Origin of the sequence: Arenicella sp. 4NH20-0111, assembly GCF_040366405.1 — a bacterium.
In the GTDB taxonomy this organism is placed as follows: domain Bacteria; phylum Pseudomonadota; class Gammaproteobacteria; order Arenicellales; family Arenicellaceae; genus Arenicella.
This window is the reverse complement of sequence record NZ_BAABWF010000001.1, coordinates 261682-287096: the sequence shown is the minus strand read 5'-3', so window position 1 is coordinate 287096 and position 25415 is coordinate 261682. Positions and strand designations below refer to the sequence as shown.

Below are 25415 nucleotides of genomic sequence, written 5' to 3'. Positions count from 1 at the left end.
GATCTGTGTATGGATACCTCATGGACACTAAAAAGTTACTCAAACGCTAAATATATATTTGAAGATCAAAATGACAAAAGGATTTTATTTGATTGCCCGCTAGACTTGCCTGATGCTGTTGATAATGAAAATTATCATATTCGGTTGCTCGAAAAATCTGGTGTAATCGAGAATGACACTCGTATTGTTCGATGCCGAAACCGTAAAGAGGTGGTTGGCGGTTGGCTCATCCCTCTACTGGCATTAGAATCATCTGAGCATTCGAAATCTGAGGATGATCATTTTCTTCTTGTTGCGAGCACTGCTTTAAGCATTCTTTTTGCAAAACCTATGGAATATCTAAATTTCGAAACGTTGAAAGGCAGCGATGAAAATTTTTTACTTACAGATTTATTAAATGAAGATGTAGTGCTTTTTTTTTATGACGCCTCTGTACTTGGTAACTTAAGCATTGATCATAATCTTCCTGTTAATTTTATATCGATGGGCTATGTTTTAAGGTCTCAGGCTAGAAATAGAGATTTGAAGCTTTCGGTGCCCCCAATATCAGAGAGTACGGTATATGTGAATTTTTACAGCGAGGACGTAACCAGTACTGACCTGATATTTGAGATATTGCATAACAATTATGCATATCAAGAAAACGTTGTTTTGCGCTTTTTTCTTCTATATCAAGTATTAGAGTTGATGTCGGATATCGTGCTAGATCATGAATATAGGCTCGTATCTAAAGAATTGAGTAAGAACTCATTGAGCCTTGATGAAATAAGAACCAATATAGATAAAATTAATAAGAACTCTAAATTAGGGCGACGTATAAATCTTCTTTTTAGAAATTATTGTGATGTCGATAGTGAGCTTAGGCTTAACTTAGACTCGGCGTGCAATGATTTTAGAGATGCGTTGATCGATGATGATCAAAGTAAAGTTTTCCCTGAAAACCTATACTCCGTTCGGAATACTGTCTTTCATGGTTATGCGAGCTTAGATCCTGGCTTAGTAGAAGAAAAGTTGGAAGCTATTGTGCAAGCATTGCTTGGAATAACTCCAGCTCTACTAAGCTCTTTTAGTCTTGAACGCAGATCCAAAAACTTTCATCAAGATAATGCATTAGATTCTTAAACCTTTGATATTTTGCTCACCAAGTCTTCGCTTCTCAAGTGAGTGTATCTTTTAAGCATTTGCATGGATTTATGGCCAGTGATCGAAGCAACTTCTTGGTCAGTTAATCCAGCTTCGACGAAGCGGCTAGTAGCTTCATGGCGAAGGTCATGGAACCTTAAATCAGTGATTTCGCCTCTTGCTAACGCAGAACTCCAAACTCGATTTAAAGTGTATGGTCTTCGGCTGCCATCTTTTCCTGGTTCACCATAAAAGAGTAAATTAGTGCCTAAAGGTCGAATAGGGTGCTGTAAAACTTCTTTGAATACGGCCTTCGCCTTGTCTGACAAAGGTATTGTGCGCGAATCGTTGTTCTTTGTGTTATGAATAGTAAGAACACCGCGTTTAAGATTAACCCTCGATTTCTCTAGCCCAAGAATTTCTCCTTGGCGCATGGCTGTATACAACGCTATGCGAACTATCCAACCTAGGAAGGGGTTGCTGTGTTGGTTGCATGCTCTGAGCAGGCGTTCTTCCTCATCATCAACTAGCCTTCTATCACGACCAGCTCCGGGGCTGGGTTTCCGCACATTCATTACGGGGTTCGAAACTAGGCCTAAGCCCCATTCCTTAATTGCAGTCGAATAGAGGTGGCTTAGAAGGGCGAGCTCTAAGCGAATAGTGCTTGCACTTTTTCCTTCTTGAGCTCGTTTGTCTCTGTATTTGGCGATGATCTCGGTATTGAGCGCAGCCAGGCTATACCGACCTAGTTGTGAGCGGAGTTGTTCTGCACGGCCGTATTCTCGTTTCTGAGTTGAAGGCTTTTTCGTTGGCGTAACTTCTTTGGTGTATCTGAGTAATGCCTGGGCGATGGTTAACTTTTCAGAGTGGTTTCTAGGTAAATAGATTCCACGAATAATTTCGTCTTCAGTGGTTCTGCCCCAGTCTTCAGCGTCACGTTTGATTCGGAATGTTTTGGATACTTTTGGCCAGCCAGAGCGACGAATAATCGCTTTCCATTTACCTGAATCTGTCTTGGTTATCGTGGCCATGTGGGAGTACCGAATCTGAGCAGTGTACCCAAATTGTACCCTTTGACGAAAGACAAGGGAAATCGACGAAATGGTTTTTATTTAAGTGATTGATATATAACGGAAAAATGGTGGCCAGGGACAGAATCGAACTGCCGACACGGGGATTTTCAGTCCCCTGCTCTACCGACTGAGCTACCTGGCCATTTGTTGTCTGCTTACTGCTTTTGCACTTACGGGAAGTGCCCAACAAATAAACGAAAGTGGGTTTCGTTTGGAGGGCGAATTAAAAGCCAATTCGCCCTTTGAGTCAAGTATTTTTGACTCTACATCGTAACTTTTTTTGTTCCTAGAATTCTTCGCTCAGTGGGTCGTTTGGATTTGCTGGCGGAACGTAGTCAGCTGGCTTCTCTGCGCCTTCGCCAAATAAGAATTTTTCCATCTCGCCTACGATCATTTCTTTGGCCTTTGGGTCCATGGGGTTTAGGCGGTATTCGTTGATCAGCATGGTTTGGTGGTTTATCCACTGGTCCCAGGCTTGTTGCGAGATATTATCGAATACGCGTTTGCCTAAGTCGCCAGGCCAAGTTTGAAAGGCTAGGCCGGGTGCTTCGATGTTTAGCTTTTGACAGAATACGGTGCGTGACATGGTAACTCCTGAGGTTGCTCGTTAATTTGAGTACTTCTCTAATAACTTCTTTACTGGGGCGGCTAGCCCTAGCGCTTGTTGTGATTCAGGTTTATACCACGTTTCGTCGGATTCGGCGACGCTAGCTGTTACAGCTTCTGTTGCAGCTTCTGTTGCCGCGTTAGGGCGGCAAAGAACGGGCGTGATTTCTAAGTGGTAATGACTGAAGGTGTGTTTATAAATGGGGAGCGTTTCTAGCGTTTCAATATCTAGGTTCCCGATGTCGTGTTTTGTGTCTAGTGTATTCACCTGAGGCGGGCACCACAGCCCTCCCCAAATGCCACTGGGTGGATTCTTTTGTAGGTAAAACTCATCGTTGGCATTTTTGATGAGCAGCATGTAGGTTTGCTTGGTCGGTTTGTTAGTCTTGGGCTTGCCGTGAGGTAATTCACTGGTACGGTCATTGCGTAAAGCCTTGCAGTCTTGGTTTAGCGGGCAGGCGTTGCAGTTGGGTTTGCTGCGGGTACAAAGCGTTGCGCCGAAGTCCATGATGGCTTGGGTGTAGGTGTGTACGTTTTTAGTGGGTGTGTTGCGCTCAGCGAGTTTCCAGAGGGTGTTTTCCACCGCTTTAACGCCGTACCAGCCTTCAACTTCGTAAAAACGGGCGAGTACGCGCTTTACATTGCCGTCTAAAATGGCAAAGCGCTGTTGAGTGGAAAATGCCAGCACGGCACCGGCGGTAGAGCGGCCGATGCCGGGTAGGGCAATAACGTCTTCGAAGGTGGTTGGAAACACCCCGCCGTGTTGGTCTCTTATGGTTTGCGCGGCTTTGTGGAGGTTGCGTGCTCGGGCGTAGTAGCCTAAGCCGGTCCAAAGATGCAGAACATCGTCTTGAGGCGCGTTTGCCAGATCTATAACCGTGGGAAAGCGCTCCATAAACCGCTGATAGTAGGAGATGACGGTGGTTACCTGAGTCTGTTGCAACATGATCTCAGACACCCAGATTCGGTAGCCATCTTGTGTATTTTGCCAAGGTAAGTCGTGTCGGCCGTGTTCGGCATGCCAGTTTAATAGGGCGTTTGAAATTAGCATCGCGTGGCCGCATTTGTGTCAAGGCCGGTCATTGTAACTTGCCATGGGTGATGAGCGAAGAGCCGCAAACATAATTCAGCTGGCTTTAAGTCTGTGAGATACTCTAAGTAACCTACAGATTTAATTGACAGTGCTTAATGCATACGCCTTTGCCATCCGTCGTCGCGTTAGCGCGATTTTCATTCACTGAAACCGAGCTTGAACTCGCCCAAGCCGAGCTTAGAACGGTGGATGACTGGCAAGAATGGCTAGATCAAGTGGAGCTGCACGGACTCTCGGGCTTCATTAACAAGCATTTACAAAGTTATGATCTGTCCATTCCGCCCGCCGTTAAACTGTCGTTGCGAGCACTCAAAATTCGTCATGCGGCCGCAGCAGATGCTCGTTATGAGGTGCTTGCAGACATTAATGCTGCGTTTGAGCAACAAGCCATACCGTATCTGGCGTTAAAAGGCGCTGCATTAATGCCTCATCTTTATGGTGAAGGGTATCTACGCCCGATGCGTGACATGGACTTATTGATTCCCAAATCTCATGAGCAACGGGCTGTAACTGTGATCCGGGAACTGGGGTTTGAAGTGCCGAACCGTCAACCGTCTCGGTACATGAAAAACATGCATGAATTGCCCAACGCAACGAAGCATGTGAATGGGTTTAAATGCAGTGTGGAATTGCATCGCGATGCGGTTTCCAGAGAAATATCCGGTCATCTATTTTTTCCTGAAGAGCCGTTGCTTGCCGATTGCACACAACGTATTAACTGGCAACAGTTGGCCTTGCCGGCCTTCGATAATGTCACGATGCTGCATCAAGTTTGCCGGCATTTGGAAGGTTTGCACGCGGGCGGTGTGCTTAAACTGATTAACGTGATGGATGTGATTGGGTTGGCTTTACTTGTGTTGCAACAGGGAAAATGGCGAGTGTTAGAATCGAAGCATCCACATGTTCTTGTCAGCCTATCGTATTTGCACTTACTGACGCCCTTACCGTCAGAGCTGGTGGAGGTGCTTCAAGGCGAGGGCACTAACAAGCCGGCGGTGAAGCCCCTTACGGGTGTCGGCCGAATAATGGTGTCATTAAGCAGTGCGCTTACCGGCAAAAGGTCGATCATCGAACGGTTTCAATTATTGTTTTCACCTTCTGATTGGTGGTTACGATTACACTATAATGTGCGCATGCAGCGTTCGCTTTTCTGGGTAAAGTGGTTTCGACACCCATTGAAGGTGAGCAGTTGGTTAGTTAAGAGATTCTATTCAGGACTGATGGGCGGTTAAAATGAGTAATCAAGAAATATATCGTCAAGCGGATAACTGTCTGGTTGAAGAAATGGGTGGCGAAGTATTGCTGTACAACCCAGATACGGCTACTACCTTGCACCTTAATGCGCCGTCGATCATTGTTTGGCAGCTCTGTACCGGGGAAAACACGGTAGGCGAATTGATCGAAGCGCTTCAGGAAGCTTATCCGGATCAAGATGATCAAATAGAAAGTGACGTCGTAGAGGCTATCGCCAGTCTTCATCACAATAAAGTTTTGATACGCGTGTCGGGCGATTTGGAAACCTGAGATGCCATCTGAGGGAAATAGTTCAATCAGCGTCACTACGATTGCCAATGACGCGACGGTGACGAAGACGTGGCAGATAGACATGGCGGGGGTACACATTTCCGTTACAGCTGCTGGCGAACCTTCTGTGCAGTTGGTTGATGTGGCCTTGTCAGCGATCGAATCGCACGGAGAGAACATTAGGCCTAGTATCGAGTTGCTTGTGACTCAAAACGGCCCCAATTGGCTATTGGTTGATCAACAAGTGCAGCAGCAATGGACGCTGACTAAGGCCGGTGACCTTATTTATCATCTTACTGACCGGATTGTGTTTCACATTGCCGATAAGGCGTCGGGTGTGCATTGTGTGCATGCGGCAGCCGTGGCAAAAAACGGGCGTGCGATGGTCATACCTGCGAACAGCGGAGCAGGAAAAAGCTCGTTTACAACCTGGTTAGTGTCTCAGGGGTTTGACTATTTAAGCGATGAATTGGTTTTAATAGACGATAGCTATCAATTGACCGGATTATCTAGGCCCATACAAATAAAAAAGTCGGGCGTGGATGCCATTAATGGGCTAGTGACTAGCAAGGAGTCCTTTCTGCGAGGTGATTTTGCAAGTGCGCTGGCCATTTCTGGATTGGGCGGCGCGGTGTGCGAACCTCGTCCTCAGAAATTGTCGCTGATGGTTTTTCCGCACTACGTCAGCGGCGCTGATTTTAGCTTTAAAGCGCTCTCAAGCGCCGAGGCTGGCATGGCGATTATGGAAAATCACGTCAATGCCAGAAGCCTTGATGGGCACGGGTTTTCGGCCATGATGGCGTTGGTTAAAGGCACGCCTTGCTACGCTTTAGAGTACGGTGGGTTCGATACGCTACCCCACGATTTTTCTACTCAGTTAAGCTCATTATTATAGAAAAAATATCTCCAAAATATCACCTGAGAATTAGTGCGCCAAGCTCATTGGTGTCGCTAATACCAGACACTTTTTTAGATCATAGGCTCAAATAATTTCCTTAACCAGTTGTTTACAAACAACTTTTATTTGGTGTATCTTGGTCTGGCAAATATTGCTTTCTTTATGAAAGTGGCCTCGGGGGGGGCGTATTGATGTCTGAAATCAGTTCGTATGGCCGTTTTATTGCGACAACTTTTTTTGAATTATCGCGCTGCATATTCAATGATTTTTTGCCGTGATTATTTTCTGGTATCACCATTCCCTCCTCATTAAATATAGACATTATTGATTTTCTTGATGCGTACTGTTCTAAGCTTTTTTGTTACGCAATAGGACAAAAAATCCATGTTTTACAAATGTTCACAAGCGACCAATTGTTAACATTCCGTAATCGGTGGATAGTGGGTGGGGGATGTTTTAGTGGGCGCTTTTTCAAAACATCTTTATGACAGTAAAAGCTGAATGAGTTGGGGTGGGATCTTCGTGTGTGTTTCGAAGCTGTTGAAACCAAACTTTCAGGCATAAAAACCAATGTTGGATGAGAGTTATGAAAAATCGTTCCGAGAATTACTTATCACGGAAGCTACTAGGTCTTGTGACCGCAGGCCTTTTAACACTAATCAATATACAGACTGCGACTGCGGATGTTCTAGCGACTAAAGAGCCGTTCGACGCAGGCACAGGAGCGCCGTTGGCCACGGTTGAGCTGGGTCAAACGGTGGAGTACTCATTCAACTGGAGTTGTAATTTTACCGGAACACCGCCACCAGGCGAATGCGGTGATTTTATTCTTGTTGACCCGTTACCGGCAGGGGTCTCGTTTGTGAGTTGTGCGGTACCGGGTATTTACAATTGTACTTACGATCCAACGGTCACCGTTGCTGCGCCGGCGGGCACGGTGACTATCGAAGCTGTTAATCCAGCTGAAATTTTCACAAATGGTCAATCGGCGTCAGCGTCAATCATTGTCCAACTTTCTACTGATCCATCTGATTTCGGCGCTGGAGCTTTGCCGCCATTGGTGAACACGGCAACCACGTCTTCAGCCGATGGTGACGAAGATGTGGTCTCTTCGCTTCCCATTAATCCACCCGAAAACAATTGGGAGATTTCTAAGTCTGTGACGGTTCCAGCGGCGCCGCTGGAACCCGCGTTGGACAACAACGTGGTGTATGAAATTGAGGTTTGCCCGAATGGCCCTTCTGGTCTGGGAACTGGCACCATTATCATTGAAAACCCAACGTTGACGGATGTTTGTCCAATGGGTGCCGTGATCGTTGGCGCAACCTTAAATGGAGCCGCGGTGGTGCCAACTGGGATGTGCCCGTCAGTGGACATCCCATTGCCAGCCACGTTTGACCCCGCGGATGGGTGCCAAGTGGTTGAGCTAACTCTTCAATACCCAGCTGGGGCGGGTGCTCCGGCCTTTGCTGCGGGTGTGTCGGTAACAAATGAAGTCGTACTGGGTGGGGACAATGTCGTTGGCGCTACTTGCCCAAACAACTGCACCGACGATGTCACTAATACGCTCGCTACGCCAGTGCCCGATGCCGAAATTGATAAGTCGGCGAAAAGAGATGAGATCGCGGAAGGTGCTTTCAGTCGGTACACAATTCGCTTTGACACGACAAATGCCAATGTTTCTCAAACTGGCATGGAAATCACCGATTTATTTCCGGCGGGAATGGTTCCGATTAGTCTCGAGCATCGTGGCGAGTGGAGTGACAACACGGTTGTGGCCAACGTGTTCGAATTGGGCACAGGCACATCCATAGAAGCCGGTTATGACGGAGACCCACTTGGGTTCTCACATACTTTTTCAGCCGGAGCCACTGGGTTCGAAGTGATTTTTACTACGGCCGTGCCACCTGGGTTTGATGGGGGAGACTTCCGTGTAAATTTCCGAGCCGACCCTGGTTTGAGCCTTGGCGATGACTTTGAAAACTGCGTAGAGGTCAGCTCGGACCAGATATTGCCTGCTGATAATCCGGAGTCCTGTTCGACTATTGATATTGTTGCTCCGACCTCGGACATTCAGCTTCTAAAAGATATGCCTGACGGTGTGTCTCCAGGCGCTACGTTCACCACGCGCTTTGATTTTACGCAGGATGATACGAGTTCAGTCGGGGCGGTTAATCCGGTAATAACGGATTGTATTCCAAACACATTGGAATTCGTTTCATGGGATAGCCTAGACTTTGTGAATGGTTTGGATGACCCGCGAGACGCCGTCAATACGTCAAATACAAATCCGCTTGGGGTTGAGCCAAATTTTGAGTTGTACGCTCCAGGAGACGTAAATAATACTTGCGCCGATCCTACGAGTACGTTTATCCGGTGGAGTTGGAAAGCGTCTGCGCCAGCAGGCTCCACGATGGTCGATGGGTCACCCGGTGTGGCAAACCCATTTACTTTCCCTGTTCGTAGAGATCGTATCGCTCCACGAGATAATGTGGGCGATGCAACAGGTGATTTGGGTATTTTTGTTCGAGTAAGAATGGAAACCACCATGCGAGTGAAGCCTGGTGTGCCTCAGCAAACTGGCCTGAGCAATAGCGTTCAATCTGTTCCAGAAAACACCGATTTTCGTTGTTTGAACAGCAGCGCATCAGACACCAATGACATAGACGGAGACAGCGTTACAGGCGCCGGTGATCCTGTTTGTAATCGAAACGAATCTTTTCAAATTCTGAGTTCTGCGGCGTTTGGTGGTAATAAGTTTGTCGCCGGATTTCCAGGGCTACCCAATTACGATCCTGACAACCCACCCGCGGATAATACCGCGGCGGCAAGTACTGGGATTGTGACGCCAGCCAGTTGTCCAGCCGATGCCGATGGCAGAACCCGAACGCCATGCGTTGCGCAGGCCATGAAGGATCAGCCATTTAATTACCGAATTCGCTTGAGTAACGATGGTAACGTTTTGCTTAAGGATTACATTGTCTATGACATATTACCCAATACAGATACCGCTGGTTCCGATACCGGTATTTCAGAAGCGCAAGCGGCCACCGTTCGCGGTTCCACGTGGGTGCCGTTGCTGAACGGTCCAGTGATGGTTTCCAGTGCGAACGCCATAGTTGCGGCCGAATTGGCGGCGAATGGTGTTGTTGAGTATTCTGCGTCTACTAACCCTTGTAGACCCGAGCTTTCCATTGCCAATGACACGCTGGGAGGTGATTGGCAGGCCGGAGTTTGCGATGACGACTGGACAACAACGCCGCTTGCAGATTCCGCAACATTTCCCAATGGCTACGCAAGTGTCCGCGCATGGCGATTGACGGTTCCGTTTGCCGCTGGATGGCCGGTCGGCGATCCAAACGATCAAGATGAAGAAGATATTGTTGTCGATTTAGAAATGCTTGCTGATCCAACCGCACCGGCAAGTGATTATGAGGCGCTCCCTGATCCTTCTCTGGAAATTGCGTGGAATAACGTGTCTTTTCGAGCTACTAATGTGGCCACTGATAGACGCTTATTGGCTGCGGAAGCAATTAAGACGGGGATAGTGATGCCTGCAGAGTACCCGCTTGATTCTACCGGTTTGAGAATAGGAAACTTGGTCTGGGTTGATGCGGATAACGATGGCTTGGCGGAAGCGGGTGAGCAGGGCATATTTGATGTCACGGTCCAGCTATGGAATGATTTGCTTGGTGATGGGCCGACACCTGATGATACGCTATACGACACCACGCAAACTGATGCAGAAGGCCATTACTTGTTCGACGACGCGGACTTAATGAACCGTGACGGCTTAGGTTTGCCAGCAGGCGACTACTATGTGGTAATTCCCAGTGCTCAAACAGGGTCCTTTGTACTGAGCGACAATTACTCTTCAACTACCGACGAAGAGGATGCGGACGCCAATGTGGATAACGATGACAACGGCGCTTTTGATGCCGCTGACTTGGTAACGCCAGTGCCTGGCTTAGATGGAATATATTCTGGCACAGTCAATCTGGCCTTAGGTGACGAGCCGACTGATGAGGAATTACGAAATGACGATGCCACTGACGACGACAATGATTTTTTTGATGACGATGATTCAAACGTCAGTGTTGACTTCGGGTTCTATCAACTTCGTCTGGGAAATCATGTCTGGTTAGATACCAATAACGATGGCGATGCAGATAGCAATGAGCCAGCTATTGAGAACATGCAGGTTCAACTCTTCTTGGATAACGGCGACGGTGTGTTTGATCCGGACACGGATACCTCAATTGGGACCGACACCACCGATGCCCAAGGACAATATTTGTTTGATGGGCTAGATACAGGTAACTATTTCGTTGCTATCCCTTCCGGTCAAACGGGTTTAGACGCTGGCGGCTCGACTTTTACGACAAACCAACTGTCTTCTTCAACTTCAACGTCGGCTGCGGGGGCCGCGCTTGGCTCTGATAATGATGACGATGGTGCGCCAGGTACTTTTGGGTCAACTACGCCAGTTAGCTATGCTTCCGTATCAACATTACTACCCTTGACCGTTGCAGGTGCACAAACTGGTGAGAGCGATTCTTCTCTAGACGGTGTTACTGGATCTAGCGCGACCGATGGGACAAATGCAAACGTCGAGCTAACAGAAAATCTTGCAGCAAATGCGGCTTTTCCCGACACCAATTCATATTTAACTGCGGACTTTGGGTTTACGTCAGCCGTGAGTCTTGGTAGTACCATTTGGGTTGATTTAGACGCTGACGGTACACAAGACGTTGGAGAAGGCGCGATAGCGAACGCCACTGTCACGTTGCTTGACGCAGCCGGAGCGGTGATTAACGACGCGGCAGGCAATCCAATTTCAGTTCTAACGGATGCCAATGGCCAGTACAACTTTAACCAGTTGCCACCAGGTACTTATCGAGTTTCGGTGGATCTCTCAACCTCCACGGTGCCGAATATTGACGATTTTTTCCCTTCACCAGTCCAGGTACCAAACCCTGAAAACAATTCGAATACAGATTCCAATATAGACTTTTTATCTGACCCCACGCCGACTGATCAAACGCACATTAGTGGGCCAATCATACTCACTGTGGGTGGTGAGCCAACGGGAGAGACTGACCCGATTAATTCGACCAGTATGGGCGCTTTAACTGACCCCGATCAACCCAATCAAACCGGGATCAACGATGATTCTGGCAACATGTCGTTGGATATGGGTTTTGTGCCACCCGTGAGCATCGGCAGTACCTTGTGGATTGACGACAACGAAGACGGTGACCAAGATACCGGTGAAACACCGATCGTTGGGGCATCGGTTACTTTGTTGAACGCAGACGGGACTGTTTTTGACAACAACCCATACATGGCAGGGATACAAGATTTGTCGGTGAGCACCGATGCCGATGGGCAATATAATTTTGATGGCCTACCACCAGGCGATTATCGAGTTCGTGTGAACTTAAGCTCGGCAACAAATTCAAATGCTGCGAGCCTCATTCCTACTTTGTTGCAAACACCGGATCCTGACGCGGCAGGGGCAGGTCAAAACCGTAACACCGATTCTAATATCGATGGCACTGTACCTGGGTCGGCTGTGGGCACTAACGCTGGAGATACGGCGACAGACCAAGTTCATACCAGTGGTGTGATTACATTACGTGCCAATACCGAACCAGTGGGCGAAGTTGATTCAATTGGCGCTGGTGGCGCTGGAGCTGTCGACCAGCCTAATCAAGGGCTAGTGCCTTCAGATGATCCAGATGCCAGTGGCAATATGACGGTGGATTTTGGCTTTATTGAGCCTGTGAGTTTGGGCAGTACCGTCTGGTTTGATAGTAACGGCGATGGGCTACAGACCGCTCTAGAGCCAGCTATTCAAGGCGCAACTATAACGTTGTTAAACGCTGATGGCAGCGTCTATGATACTGACCCGAATACCGTTGCTGTGGAACCGTTTACCGACACTACTGATGCTCAAGGGCAATATAATTTTAATGGGCTACCAGAGGGAACCTACCGAGTACAGGTGAACCTGAACACAGCAACGAGCCATACTGGCTCAGCATTGCGGATTACCCCCCCTCAAGTCGCGGACCCTGATGCGCCGGGTATCGGACAAGATAACAATACCGACTCTAACATTGACATTACGGCACCTGGCCACAGTCCGGCCACAAATACCTACCAAAGTGGGATTGTGGAGCTGACTATCGGCGCTGAGCCGTTAGCCGCCGTGGAAGTTGATCCAATTGGTACCGCTGGTCCAGATCAGCCAAATCAAACAGCGGCGCAACCAGATGCGAACGGTAATATGACCGTTGATTTTGGTTTCTTTGCGCCCGTCAGTTTGGGCAGCACCGTTTGGAATGACACCAACGCGGATGGCGATCAAGACAGTGGTGAACCCGCAATATTGGGTGCGACAGTAACGTTACTCAACGCGGCAGGGTTACCGGTCGACGGTAATCCAAACGTCGCTGGCGTGCAGCTTGTGACCACCACCACTGATGCACAAGGCCAGTATAATTTCAATGGATTAGTGCCGGGTGATTATCGAGTTCGGGTTAATTTGGCGACGGTTGTTGGCGGCGATGATTACATTCCTACCCCATTGCAAGTAGCCGACCCAGACGCTGCAGGGGCTGGTTTAAATAACAACACCGACTCAAACATCGATACTGCGTTTGACCCAATTACAACGGATCTCACTCATACAAGTGGAGTGATCACTCTGTCAGTGGGCGGTGAGCCTGCTGGCGAAGTGGATCCTATTGGTGGGGCTGGTTCGCAACCGGATCAACCTAATCAAACGTTAACCGCGGTAGATGATCCAGATACCTCCGGCAATATGACGGTGGATATGGGATTTATTCGTCCCGTCAGCGTTGGTAGTACCGTTTGGTTAGACACCAATAGTGACGGTGATCAAGACGCAGGCGAGCCGGCAATTGTTGGGGCAACGGTGACGTTATTGAACGACGACGGTTCAGTATTTGACAGTGACCCGAACATAATGGGGATTCAGGCGCTCACTGACACGACTGACACTACTGGGCAATATAATTTTAATGGGTTGCCAGAGGGTGATTATCGCATTCAGGTAAATCTAGCCACGGCGACAAATACCGCGGCAAACACCTTTGTGCCCACCCCACCACAGGTAGCAGACCCAGATGCGGCTGGAGCTGGGCAGAATAATAATACCGATTCTAATATAGATTCGGCGTTTGACCCCATTGCAACGGATCAAATTCACACCAGTGGAATTATATCCTTAAACGTGGGTGCCGAACCTGTTGGAGAAACGGATCCAATCACAACCGGAGGGACGGCGGATCAACCCGGTCAAGGTTTAACGGCTGATAGTCAGCCTGATGCCAATGGCAATATGACCGTTGACTTCGGTTTTATTGAACCAGTCAGTTTGGGAAGTACTATTTGGTTTGACAGTAATAACGACGGTCAACAAACGGCACTTGAACCAGCGATCGTGGGCGTGACTGTCACCTTAATGAACGCTGATGGCTCGGTTTACGACAGTAATCCAGCAACGCCGGGGATCGAGGCTCTGACTGACGTTACCGACGCCGATGGGCAATATAATTTCAATGGATTACCCGCTGGAGATTACAGAGTTCAGGTTAACTTGACCGGAGCGAGTAGCCATACCGGCGCCTCGTTATCGCCCACGCCCACTCAGGTACCTGACCCCGACGCCGCTGGAGACAACAACTCGGACTCAAATGTTGATTCCAGTGCGCCAGGCCATAGTCCAGCAACTAATACCTTTCAAAGTGGTGTGGTTACCTTGAGCGTAGGTGGCGAGTCAACTTCTGAGATAGACTCGATAGGCACGGCTGGTCCTGATCAACCCAATCAATCAGCGAATCAACCCGACGCCAGCGGTAACATGAGTGTCGATATGGGCTTCTTTGCTCCGGTAAGTTTAGGCAGTACCATTTGGAACGACACCAACGCAGATGGTGATCAAGATGCCTCGGAACCCGCAATTCAAGGTGCAACGGTTACTTTATTAAACGGCAATGGCACCGAATATGATAGCGATCCGAATACCGTAGGCGTGCAAACCTTGACCGCGATTACAGACGTTAACGGTCAGTATAATTTTGACGGTCTTATTCCGGGGGATTATCGAGTTCAAGTTAATTTGGCCAGCGTCACGGGTGGGGATGACTATATTCCTACCCCTCTGCAGGTTGCTGATCCCGATGCCGCAGGAGCAAGCTTTAACAGCAACGAAGATTCAAATATAGACGTGGCGTTCGATCCAATCTCAACCGATCAGATTCATACAAGCGGCATAGTTACCTTGTCCGTTGGTGATGAGCCAGTTGGTGAAACTGATCCGATTGATGCTGGCGGGGTCTTGGTTGCGGATCAACCCAATCAAGGTCTTACCCCTGGAGAAGATCCAGATAATGCAGGCAATATGACGGTTGATATGGGCTTTATTCGCCCCGTGAGTTTAGGCAGTACTGTTTGGTTGGATACGGACGGTGATGGCACCCAAGACGGAGGTGAGCCACCGATCGTTGGGGCCACCATCACGTTGCTTAACTCAAATGGCACCGTCTACGATAGTAACCCGGCCACGCCTGCGATTGACGCAGTGACTGATGTCACTGATAGCAATGGTGAGTATAATTTTAATGGTTTGCCAGAAGGCGACTATAGAGTGCAGGTTAACGTAGCAACGGCGAGTAATACTAACGCCTTGTTTTTTGTGCCGACCTTACCGCAAGTTGCGGACCCGGACGCGCCAGGACCGAGCGCGGATAGTAATGCTGATTCAAATATAGACACAGCGTTTGACCCAATCACAACCGATCAAATTCACACTAGTGGAATTGTTTCGTTGACGGTTGGTGGTGAACCCATTACCGAGGCTGACCCCATTGGCGCTGGACTCGTGGATCAACCAAATCAAGGTTTAACCGCGGACAGTCAACCAGACGCTAATGGCAACATGACCGTCGATTTTGGTTTTATGGAGCCAGTCAGCTTGGGTAGTACGGTCTGGTTTGATTCGGACACGGATGGCACCCAAGATGACAATGAACCTCCCATCGCGGGCGCGGTTGTTACCTTGCTTAATGATGACTTAAGTGTCTACGACAGCGACCCTAACACAGTGGGTGTGCAAGCCTTGACGGCGACCACTGATGGCACAGGTCAATATAACTTCAACGGCTTACCCGCAGGCAGCTATGTGGTACAGGTAAGTTTGGCTGGTATTGCTGGAGCGAACTCGATTTCTCCGTCTCCAGTTCAAGTGTCTGACCCTGAAAACAATACGAACAGTGACAGCAACATTGCTACGACTGATCAGAATGGGACACCCACCATCACGTCTGATGATTTGTATCGCAGTGGCATTATCGTGTTGAGCCCAAGAACAGAGCCATCGGCGGAAACTGACCCTGTTGATGGCGTGAATGACAATGGTGCGGTCGCTGACCAGCCTAACCAAGCTGGCTTGTTTGATGGCAGTGGAAACATGACGGTCGATTTTGGTTTCTTTCAACCCGTAAGCCTGGGCTCTACGATTTGGGAAGACATCAATGTCGATGGTATGCAAACAGCAGGAGAACCCGCTATCGTGGGTGCAACAGTCACGTTGTTAGACGCGGCCGGTGTGCCCGTTGCCGGTGTTTCTTCTGTCGTGACTAACGCGGAGGGTGAGTATAATTTTGACGGGCTATTGCCCGGTGATTATCGTGTGAGAGTTGATTTGTCTACGGTAACGGGTGGTGAAGATTTGTTTCCATCACCGATTCAAGAGGCTGATCCAGATGCACCAGGCGCCGCGTCAGAGAACAGCAATGAAGACTCGAATTTGGATTTTGCATTTGACACCACGGGTACGAATGTAACCACTGACCAAGTTCATACTAGTGGCGTGGTAACTCTAACTCCGGGAACCGAGCCGACCGGTGAGACAGACTCAATTGGGACCGCCGGCCCCGATCAGCCAAATCAAGATTTGCTGGGGGTGGATCCCGACGCGGCGGGTAACATGACTGTTGATATGGGGTTTGTACGACCCGTAAGTTTAGGCAGCACAGTCTGGCAAGATGAAAACGCCGACGGAACTCAGGATGATGGTGAACCTACCATTGTTGGAGCAACCGTTACGCTATTGGATTCGGCTGGAGATGAAGTTGATGGCGACCCATACACCGCAGGCGTGCAACCAATTACTACCATCACGGATGCGCAAGGGCAGTACTTTTTCAATGGGTTGCCAGCTGGTGAATATCGAGTTCAAGTTGACCTCTCTACCGTGACTGGAGGAGGGGCACTGATACCTTCGCCAACGCAAGTGGCTGACCCTGATGCCGCTGGTGACGACAATACTGATTCGAATGTTGATATTGCTTTTGACACCAACACAGCAGATCAAATACATACGAGTGGAGTGATTGCTCTCACGGTGGGCGGAGAGCCAACTGGAGAGGTCGATCCCATAGACTTAGTGGATGGAAATGGTGATGTGAGTGATGCACCCGGCCAAACGGCATCCAATCCCGATAATAGCGGTAATATGACTCTTGATATGGGCTTCTATTCGCCTGTGAGCGTTGGCAGCCTGATCTGGGAGGACACCAATGGAGATGGCCTGCAAGACGCAAGCGAACCCCCATTAGCTGGCGCAACCATTGAGTTGTTAGTACAAACAGCGCCGGGTGTGTTTGCGTCGGCCGTCGATGTCGCGAGCGCGGTAGTAGCGAGCGTCACTGTCGGGGCCGATGGCTTGTATGAATTCACCAACCTTCCGCCGGGTGACTATAAGGTGAGAGTGTCACCTCCGACGGGGTACTTTCCGTCGCCAGTGCAAAATACGACGTCTAACAATGACACAGAGAATGACTCTAATATTGCCAGTGAGCCCTCTTCTGGAGTGTTTGACAGTGCCGTATTCTCGGTAACGTCAGGCGGCGAACCTAATGAATCCGGGCCTGATACAAATAGAGGTGATTCTCAAGATGGTGCACCTGGTAGCGCGCAAGATTTGTCGGGCAACATGACAATCGATTTTGGCTTTGTTCCGCCAGCATCATTGGGTAACTATGTCTGGTTGGATCTGGATATGGATGGTGTGCAAGATGCTAATGAAGATGGGATTGCCAATGTAACGGTCAACCTATATCAAGATCAAAATGGTGACGGCGTTATCAATGGTGCTGAAGCGACAACGCCGGTTGCCACCGCGACCACAGGCCCGAATGGTGAGTACATCTTCCCCAATTTGCAGCCAGGAGTGGTGTACCAAACCGGGGTAGACGTTTCAACGCTAACCACGGGGTTAGTGCAAACGTATGACGAGGGCGATGGTGTGGGTGCGACAGACAGTTTATCTGCGCCAATCACGTTGGATCCGAATGAGTTTCATGAGACGGCTGACTTTGGTTATGCCCCAGCGACTGGCGTAGGTGCCGTCGGTGATACAATTTGGGTAGACGCTGACGATGACGGTCAACAAGATCCAGGCGAGCCGGGAATTGCCGGTGTCACGGTGTCAATTACGCCTCCACCGGACGTGGATTTAGGGTCTGGTTTGGGCGTTCCGATCACAACGGTGACGGATAACAACGGTAAGTATTTATTCCCCAATTTGCCATTGAACGAAACGTACATCGTTGAAGTGGATACCTCCACATTGCCGACCGGATACGTCTCCGGGCCAAGCAATTTGGGAGATCCGGACGTTCGAGATGGCAACAGCACGGACGCCGACGACCAAACCACCGTGGTGATCACAACTCAGAATCCTATCAATTTGGACCTTGATTTTGGTTATCTACCGCCAGCCGATCAAAATAACAGCGTTGGTAACACGCTTTGGATTGACATAGACATGGACGGCAACGGACCTTCTGGCGCTGGTGATGAAAGTGATACGACTGAGCTACCTTTGCCGGGCGTGACGGTATCTCTAGTCGACGTTGCGACTGGAGACGTAATTGCGACGACAATCACTGACGCAAACGGCCAATACTTGTTCACGGGAGTACCGGATGGCAACTACGAAGTACGAGTGACGGATCAGAACAATGTCTTAGCCGGTCTCTCGCAAACCGTAGACAGTGACGACCCTGCGAATCCAGGGTCATTTGTAGCCACCACTCCTAACGTTTCGGTCGTTGATTTAGACAGTGCCAGCACAAGAGCGACTCCGGTAAATAATGTAGATCAAGACTTCGGTTACGTCGATTCGTCATCAAGCACTGGTGATGGAACGATTGGTGACACGATATTCTTTGATTCGAATAATTCCGGGACGTTAGACGATGGTGAAGGTCTGGAAGGCGTTACGGTTCAATTATATGCTCCAGGTCCAGATGGAGTCATTGGCGGCGGAGACGATGTATTAATCGGATCGACTCAAACAGACGAAAACGGAAATTATTTGTTCACCGGTCTGGATACGTCAAATACTGGGCCAAACCCAGGCACCGAATATCAAGTAGTGGTTGATACCAATACACTGCCGAATGGCGGTTCTGGCTGGAGTAATTCGATCGATCCTGACACTGTCGGTACGGGTGATAGTACGAGTATTACCTCTCTAACCACCGCTAATTCAGTTGATCTGAATCAGGATTTTGGCTACGTGGGTAGTGCAGGCAACAGTTTATCAGGAACATTATGGTCGGATGCGAACGGCGATGGAATGTTCACCGAAGCCGGTGTCTTTTCAGGCGTAACGATTGAAGTAAGAGATCAAGATGGGAATGTTATTCAGACTGTAGTGACTGATTCAGACGGAAATTACGCGGTTAATAATCTGCCCGACGGTGTCTTTACGGTTGTGGTGACAGACGACGACAACGTGCTAAACGGTTTTGAGCATACTGATTCACCTAACGGCAGCAGCGACACGATAGATAACACCAGTAAAGACGACACTGGTTATGTTGTTGACCTAGATTCAAGTGGGACTTCGTCAACCCCTGTGGCTGACTCTACCGGTGATTTCGGGTATCAGCCAAGTATTACAAATCCAATATCTTTGGGGTCGTTTAGGGCTGAAAGCTCAGGTGACAACGTCACGTTTGTTTGGCGCACGCAAACCGAGGTGGCAAATTTGGGTTTCTATCTTTACGCTAACCAGAACGGTGAATGGGTCTTGCTTAACCCTGATCTGATACTTGGGCAAGGAGATTCAGTTCAGGTTCAAGAGTATCGTTTCACTGTTGAAACAACCGCCAATATGTTCGCCTTGAGCGATGTGGATCTTACCGGCAAGGAAACGTTGCATGGCCCGTTTGAGGTGGATACAACGCACGGTGTTATTGGAGATAGACAGTCAATAGACTGGAATGCAGAACGTTCGGAGCGAGAAGCCAAAGAACTCAAACGAACCGAGATGAAGATGCGTCAGCAACGCAAGCGATCGCAAAAACGAGTTAAGCAGCTGAAGGGGGAGCCACTTTCGTATGGAAGCGGAACTTCATTCGAGGCAGTGAGTCTAACGGGAGAAGCGGCATGAATAACCACAATTTTTTGAAAACCATTTCTGTTTCCACGAGCCTGATATTGGGGGCGGTTAGCTCTTCGGTGATTGCAGCAGATGATGTCGTTAATTTAGTGACGGTAGCGGAAGGGATTCATGAACTGACGGGTCAAGACTTGAAGCGTTTTGGTATTGACTTAACCGGAACTGACGTCAGTAGCATAGGGCTAATGAATAATGGCCAGCCCGTGCCAATTCAATTAGTGGGTGGCTCAAGTTTTTCTAACAGTTCCAAGATTCGTTTCATAGCGGATGCTGTCAATACTCTCTATACCGATGAGAACGTGTATACCTTGACGCTGAACGGCTCTGCAGAGCGAATTTCGGATGAAGCCACGCCATTAATGACCAGAACGAGCTTTGCCAATAGCTATCTAGCAACGGAGCGATTTGCACCTCAGGCCAAGTATTCGTTTACGTCGCCTAAATCGGACGATCCGTGGTACGCGAAGCGGATTGTTGCCGTGGGTAAGCAGAAAAGTGAACAATTCACCATGATGTTAGAGAACGTAGCGCCCGGTGGTAATGATGGATTATCAGGCGCAAAAATGTCGATGAATGTTTGGGGTGCTAGTGATTTACCTGGGCCACAAAATGATCATCATGTTCAAGTGTCGTTCAATGGCAAGCCGCTCACCAGCGGTCGATTTGACGGCTTACGTTCGAAAACGCTTGAAGCGCCATTGGAAGGGGTTGTGGATGGCGCAAATCGAATTGAACTGACATTGCCAATGGATACAGGGCAAGCCTATGATGCGGTAAATCTTAATTCGATTGAGGTTACTTATCCCAGTCAATTTGTTGCGCAGGACAGTCGCCTTAATTTTGAGTCGCGTCAGGCTAAGTTTCGTATTCAAGAATTAGCCCCAACTGGCACGCTGAACAACCGCCCTACGGTTGATGTGGTTGCGATGCGTAGGGACTCGAATGGAACGGTTAATATCAGCACAGTCTCGGCCAGCTGCAGAGTCACCTGTAAAGCCACCGTTCCGGGGAGTGGCCAGTTAGCTAATTATTATGTGTCGAGTGAGGCGGCTATGCTGAAACCCTCGCTTTCGCCGATGCCACTCGAAAGTGACATTCACAGCGGTAACGCACGGTACTTGATCATCAGCCATCCTGATTTTATCGGCTCTGCGGGAGACTATCAGTTGGAGTCGCTAGCCACCCAACTTCAGAGCGAAATGGGCAGCGTAGATGTGGTTGATGTTGAAAGTATTTACGCGCAGTTCGGGTTTCATCAGTTTGACCCAGAAGCGATACGCAACTACATCAAGTACTCACATCTAAATCGTGGCACCGAATACGTGTTGTTGGTAGGCGGCGATGTGTACGATTATCGTCAATTTGAGAACGAAGATGCGATGAGTTTTATACCCAGTATCTATGCAGCGACGGGCAATAATATTACGTTTGCTCCCGTAGACAGTAAATACGTAGACCTTAATGATAATAATATTCCTGATTTGCCGATTGGCAGGTTGCCTGTTAGAACCAATGCGCAACTCAAAATATTGTTAGATAAGCGAGATGACTTTTTAAACCGTTCGTACACGGGCAAAGCCCTTTTGGTTGCTGATAAATACGACGCTGCACAGCAGTACGATTTTGCAAATGACGCCGACGAAATTCACAGCGAGTATTTGCAAGGCTTTCAAGTAGAAAAGGCGTATGTAGATACGCTCGGGGTGAGCGCCGCTCGCCAGAAGGTCAGAGATCAAATTAACAGTGGGATAACATTGACCGCGTTTTTTGGTCACAGCTCAACGAACCAGTGGAGTTTCGATGGCTTGTTCACAGGGCCTGATGCCGCTGGCTTGAGCAATCAAGATAAGCCAACCGTGGTAACACAATGGGGATGTTGGAATGCCTATTATGTCAGCCCAAATGAAGACAGCATGGGACACCGATTCATGATGGAAGGAGATCGGGGCGCCGTTGCGGTTATGGGAGCCAGTACGTTAACCAACGCTGACTCAGAGCGTAGGTTGGCTCGCATGGTATTCGCTCGTCTTGCAAACGGAGAACGTTTGGGAGATGCTGTTACCAGTGCCAAGCAAGAGTATTCAATTACTCAACCAAATGACTTGGACGTGTTGATGGGTTGGACCGTTCTGGGGTTCCCAGAATTAATACTAAATTGAAAAAAGCAAACGAAAAGATTGGATTGAACTATGGAAACCCCAACCGAAATCGGCGAAGAGAAACAATTTAAGGGCCGGCGAAAACTGTTACTCGGAAGTGCCTCAAGCGTGGCTTTTGTCGCATGGCATAAGCCCATTATTAACGCAGTTGTCACGCCAGCTCATGCCCAGACCTCGGCACCGTTAACTCCGACGGCCGAAGATGTGTGCCCGATGATTGTCACTGGAAACGTGACGACCGGCCCTGTATCGGGAACGACGACACCTCCGGTATGTACGGCGACATTTGATATTTTGAGCTCGGACGCCAGTGCCGATCTCACGATCAGCGCGATTGACCCAGGTACGTTGCCGGCTAACGTGTCGATTGACATACAGGACCTAGGCGTCGCAAACACGACTACAGGGCCGCGTGTTGTTTGGCGTGGTCCAGCTTCTGATGCGCCGTTCTGTACGGATTTGATGCCGACGGACGAGGTCACATTCACCGTCACCGCAACGTGTGCAGCGGCAACCGCGGGAGATTCATTTACTCAGACCTTCACGCTGACTTCCATTATCACGCCTTAGTCAAGGTGTAAACTCAGGGTGTAAAACTTTATAAAACCCAATTTGGGATTGCTGCTATTTTCATGTAAATAGTTTATAAGAATTGGAAAACCCTAATTGCTCGTTCTTGGTAGTCAATTGGTAAAAGGGTCTAATTGAGAAAGTAAAGCTGGGTGATGGTTTGCGTTGATGCGGCCCGTCGGCAGTCTGGTCAAGCAGGAATATGAAAAGATGAGAGTAGGTTAAAATAATGACTTTTAGACGCAGTGTGGGTTGCCAATTAATGATTCTATCTAAACGTTTGTTGCTCATCTTGGTACTAACGAGTGCCCATGCTTTTTTACCAGCATGGGGAATCGAAGTTCAGTTAGCGGATGGCAGCATTGCTGCAAAGCCTGTTTATCATGGAGACTATTATTTTTCGCCTACTGGTGAGCAAGTAAAAGTCTATCGTAAAGAGGGCGTATTTGCATTGCCGTTTGATGCTGCCGAAGTTTCTGGTGCGTCTGATCTAGCGAAAAGAGCTAAGCAATCTGGTATTCAATCAAGCGAAGTCACGAAGCACAATTTACCTGGCGCGAAAGTTCTCAAAGTTAAGACGACTAGGGCGAAGGTAGCTGGTAGCGAAGACTTTATCAGTTCTAGGCTGAAGGCTCAGAATCCTCAAATGTTACCTGTTTTCACCAGTGAACGTGGCTTGGGTGATTTGCTGTTGCTTTCAAAAGTCACCATCAGCTTTGATGTGGCATTTGATCTTGAAGACAGTATTCGAATCTTAACAGAGCAACACGCACTTCAGATGGAACGACGTTTGTCCTTGTCTGGTCAGGTATACAGTTTTACGACGCCTAATTACTCAAGTCCCTCAGACTTGTTTTCGCTTGTGCGTCGATTAGCTAAACAGGCTGGCGTGAATTGGGTCGAGCCACAATTTTTCATGCAGGCGAATAAGTCTGCATTTTCCCCGAGTGATGAGTTTTACCAACAGCAATGGAATTTACAGAACCGAGGGTATCGAGGGTCTCGGTGCGACGCTGATTGCGATGCTGTAAATGCTTGGCGCATAGACAGCGGCGCTGGAGCGGCAACCGGTGCTGGCACCGTAATAGCCATCATTGATGACGGCGTTCAGCTTGATCATCCAGACTTAAATATCGAGCCTGGCGGTAAAGACTTTGTTGATGATACTTCCACCGTTTGTGGCGATGATGGGAATGCTGGCCCAGATAATAACGCAAGCCCAAGTCCAGTCGTTGGATGTGTCGTAGCGGGTGATAGTATCGATGCCGATAACCATGGCACAGCCGTGGCTGGAGTTGCCGCGGCTAAGCAAGGGAACGGCGGAGTCGTAGGCGCGGCGTTTAGTGCGTCTGTGTTGCCCATTCGCGCAATTTCTGAATACGAAGTCGCCAGTGTCAGCTCTTCAGCGCTTTGCAATAGGTTGGCCGAAGCCGTCGAGTACGCAGCGCAGCGAGCGGATGTGATAAACCTCAGCTGGAACTTGCCTGTGGGGTGCTCGGCCTTATCACAAGCCATTGAGAGAACAACCAATGGGTCGGTTACCGTAGGGACTGGTTCTCGCCGTGCGCTGGGGTCGCCAGTGGTTGTCTCAAGCGGAAATAATGCGTCTGGATGGGTAAAGGTCACGGCTGAAGTGGAAAGTGGCGAACATGCCTATGAATGGAGGTACTTAAGAAGTGATACGCCATCCACTGATATTGCGGGAATAGATGAAACAGTTTGGCTTGACGACATTACCTGGAGCGACGGAACGGTAGAAAACTTTGAGTCGTTAAATACCTTGGATGGGGTAAGTGGCTTTAGCACTGACTGGGTTCTTAATAGCTGTAATGCCGAGTGCACGTTCAATTTTGGTGATGAACCGGTTTGGGGAATAAACACCAATAGTCTAGTCAATTATGCTCATTCAGGAAGTAAGGCGGCTAGTTTAAATATCGAGAATTCAGATTGCGGAAATAGCTATCTGCACACAATAAAAGAGGGCCCTGAAGGTGAAGTTAGCTTTTGGGTTTGGGTCTCGGCGGACACGCAAGAAAGTTTCGATAGATTTGAATTTTTGGTCGATGGACAAGAAGTGGTGAGCTACGGTGATTTAGCCGCTTTTGGTTTCGTCGATAACCCCGTGGGTTACCCCGCGAATCTAAGCAATGCCGTCACCTCTTCTGAGCAAGGCGTCATTGCCGTGGGCGCCAGTACCAGTGGCGACTTATCTGGAGAGACGGGGGTTCTTCGAAGCGCTGAGGCTCGAGTTGCCTACAGTCAGTACGGCCCAACATTAGACATAGTGGCTCCTTCAAGCGATCAGCATTTGGGTGTTACAACAACCGACAGAATATCCAGTAGCGGGTCAGACTCATTAGGCTATAACACAGGCAGCACCGATGACGATATTAGCTCAAATCGTGCGTATACGGAAAACTTTGGTGGCACATCTGCGTCGGCCGCGTTAGTGTCTGGCGTCGCCGCGGCGATGATCGCTAAAAACCCATCATTAAGTGCGCAAAGAGTTAAAGAAATTTTGAAAGAGACGGCCGATAAGATTGGGACGGACTCTTTTGTCGCGGCGACCCCCAGTACACGCAATGATCAAGTTGGCAGCGGGCGGTTAAATATGTATAACGCGGTCAGGGTGGCTTCTGGTACTACTGCCAGTACCGTCAGTTCAGAATGCGCCGCCCAGCCATTTGATTATCAAGTAGCGGATGATCGTATTTTGTCTCGATTTCAGCCCCAGGCCTTGGCAGGACAATGCCCTGCTTTGGGAACGATTCCTGAGCGACCAGAGGATGAAGATTGCAGTTTTATCGTTATAAAAACAAAGAACGGCAGAGGGGCGGTTCTTTGTTTTTAATGGCTTTACGTCTAT

The 25415-nt window shown here is 48.8% G+C and carries 11 protein-coding genes and 1 tRNA gene; 8 read left to right on the top strand and 4 right to left on the bottom strand.

The window, feature by feature from the left end; translation table 11 throughout:
* Positions 1-9 precede the first annotated feature (9 nt).
* A complete protein-coding gene (locus tag ABWW54_RS01205; RefSeq protein WP_353409262.1) occupies positions 10-1122 on the top strand; it encodes a hypothetical protein in 1113 nt (370 codons plus the stop codon).
* On the opposite strand, the gene ABWW54_RS01200 is transcribed toward ABWW54_RS01205, so the two are convergent.
* From ABWW54_RS01200 to mutY, 4 genes are all read right to left on the bottom strand, one after another.
* Positions 1119-2153, bottom strand: a complete 1035-nt coding sequence (locus ABWW54_RS01200; RefSeq protein ID WP_353409260.1) for a site-specific integrase — start codon at positions 2151-2153, stop codon at positions 1119-1121. The genes ABWW54_RS01205 and ABWW54_RS01200 overlap by 4 nt on opposite strands.
* A 108-nt stretch (positions 2154-2261) precedes the next feature.
* Positions 2262-2337 (bottom strand) — tRNA-Phe (locus tag ABWW54_RS01195).
* A gap of 144 nt (positions 2338-2481) precedes the next feature.
* Complete coding sequence (locus ABWW54_RS01190; protein ID WP_353409258.1) at positions 2482-2781, bottom strand: oxidative damage protection protein; 300 nt, start codon at positions 2779-2781, stop codon at positions 2482-2484.
* 21 nt (positions 2782-2802) lie between these two features.
* Positions 2803-3852 (bottom strand): A/G-specific adenine glycosylase, encoded by a 1050-nt coding sequence (gene mutY, locus ABWW54_RS01185; protein WP_353409256.1) that lies wholly within the window; start codon positions 3850-3852, stop codon positions 2803-2805.
* Positions 3853-3989: 137 nt separating this feature from the next.
* Here mutY and ABWW54_RS01180 point away from each other — a divergent pair, with 137 nt between their 5' ends.
* The 7 genes from ABWW54_RS01180 (at position 3990) to ABWW54_RS01150 (ending at position 25400) form a co-directional block, all read left to right on the top strand.
* Positions 3990-5126 (top strand): nucleotidyltransferase family protein, encoded by a 1137-nt coding sequence (locus ABWW54_RS01180; protein ID WP_353409254.1) that lies wholly within the window; start codon positions 3990-3992, stop codon positions 5124-5126.
* 1 nt (position 5127) lies between these two features.
* The gene (locus ABWW54_RS01175) at positions 5128-5418 is read left to right on the top strand and encodes a PqqD family protein (protein WP_353409252.1); all 291 of its coding nucleotides are present in this window, start codon (positions 5128-5130) and stop codon (positions 5416-5418) included.
* Position 5419: 1 nt separating this feature from the next.
* A complete protein-coding gene (locus tag ABWW54_RS01170; RefSeq protein ID WP_353409250.1) occupies positions 5420-6313 on the top strand; it encodes a hypothetical protein in 894 nt (297 codons plus the stop codon).
* Positions 6314-6902: 589 nt separating this feature from the next.
* Positions 6903-19811, top strand: a complete 12909-nt coding sequence (locus ABWW54_RS01165; RefSeq protein WP_353409248.1) for an SdrD B-like domain-containing protein — start codon at positions 6903-6905, stop codon at positions 19809-19811.
* Positions 19808-21979, top strand: a complete 2172-nt coding sequence (locus tag ABWW54_RS01160; RefSeq protein WP_353409246.1) for a C25 family cysteine peptidase — start codon at positions 19808-19810, stop codon at positions 21977-21979. Before ABWW54_RS01165 ends, ABWW54_RS01160 begins: the two co-directional genes overlap by 4 nt.
* 30 nt (positions 21980-22009) lie before the next feature.
* Positions 22010-22549, top strand: a complete 540-nt coding sequence (locus ABWW54_RS01155; RefSeq protein WP_353409244.1) for a hypothetical protein — start codon at positions 22010-22012, stop codon at positions 22547-22549.
* A 262-nt stretch (positions 22550-22811) separates the two neighbouring features.
* A complete protein-coding gene (locus tag ABWW54_RS01150; protein ID WP_353409242.1) occupies positions 22812-25400 on the top strand; it encodes a S8 family serine peptidase in 2589 nt (862 codons plus the stop codon).
* The last annotated feature ends 15 nt before the right edge of the window (positions 25401-25415 follow it).

Excerpts from the sequence above, each read along its gene's own strand:
- ABWW54_RS01205 (WP_353409262.1), top strand. The coding sequence starts at position 10 with ATGGATACCTCATGGACACTAAAAAGTTACTCAAACGCTAAATATATA.
- ABWW54_RS01200 (WP_353409260.1), bottom strand. The coding sequence starts at position 2,153 with ATGGCCACGATAACCAAGACAGATTCAGGTAAATGGAAAGCGATTATT.
- ABWW54_RS01190 (WP_353409258.1), bottom strand. The coding sequence starts at position 2,781 with ATGTCACGCACCGTATTCTGTCAAAAGCTAAACATCGAAGCACCCGGC.
- mutY (WP_353409256.1), bottom strand. The coding sequence starts at position 3,852 with ATGCTAATTTCAAACGCCCTATTAAACTGGCATGCCGAACACGGCCGA.
- ABWW54_RS01180 (WP_353409254.1), top strand. The coding sequence starts at position 3,990 with ATGCATACGCCTTTGCCATCCGTCGTCGCGTTAGCGCGATTTTCATTC.
- ABWW54_RS01175 (WP_353409252.1), top strand. The coding sequence starts at position 5,128 with ATGAGTAATCAAGAAATATATCGTCAAGCGGATAACTGTCTGGTTGAA.
- ABWW54_RS01170 (WP_353409250.1), top strand. The coding sequence starts at position 5,420 with ATGCCATCTGAGGGAAATAGTTCAATCAGCGTCACTACGATTGCCAAT.
- ABWW54_RS01165 (WP_353409248.1), top strand. The coding sequence starts at position 6,903 with ATGAAAAATCGTTCCGAGAATTACTTATCACGGAAGCTACTAGGTCTT.
- ABWW54_RS01160 (WP_353409246.1), top strand. The coding sequence starts at position 19,808 with ATGAATAACCACAATTTTTTGAAAACCATTTCTGTTTCCACGAGCCTG.
- ABWW54_RS01155 (WP_353409244.1), top strand. The coding sequence starts at position 22,010 with ATGGAAACCCCAACCGAAATCGGCGAAGAGAAACAATTTAAGGGCCGG.
- ABWW54_RS01150 (WP_353409242.1), top strand. The coding sequence starts at position 22,812 with ATGATTCTATCTAAACGTTTGTTGCTCATCTTGGTACTAACGAGTGCC.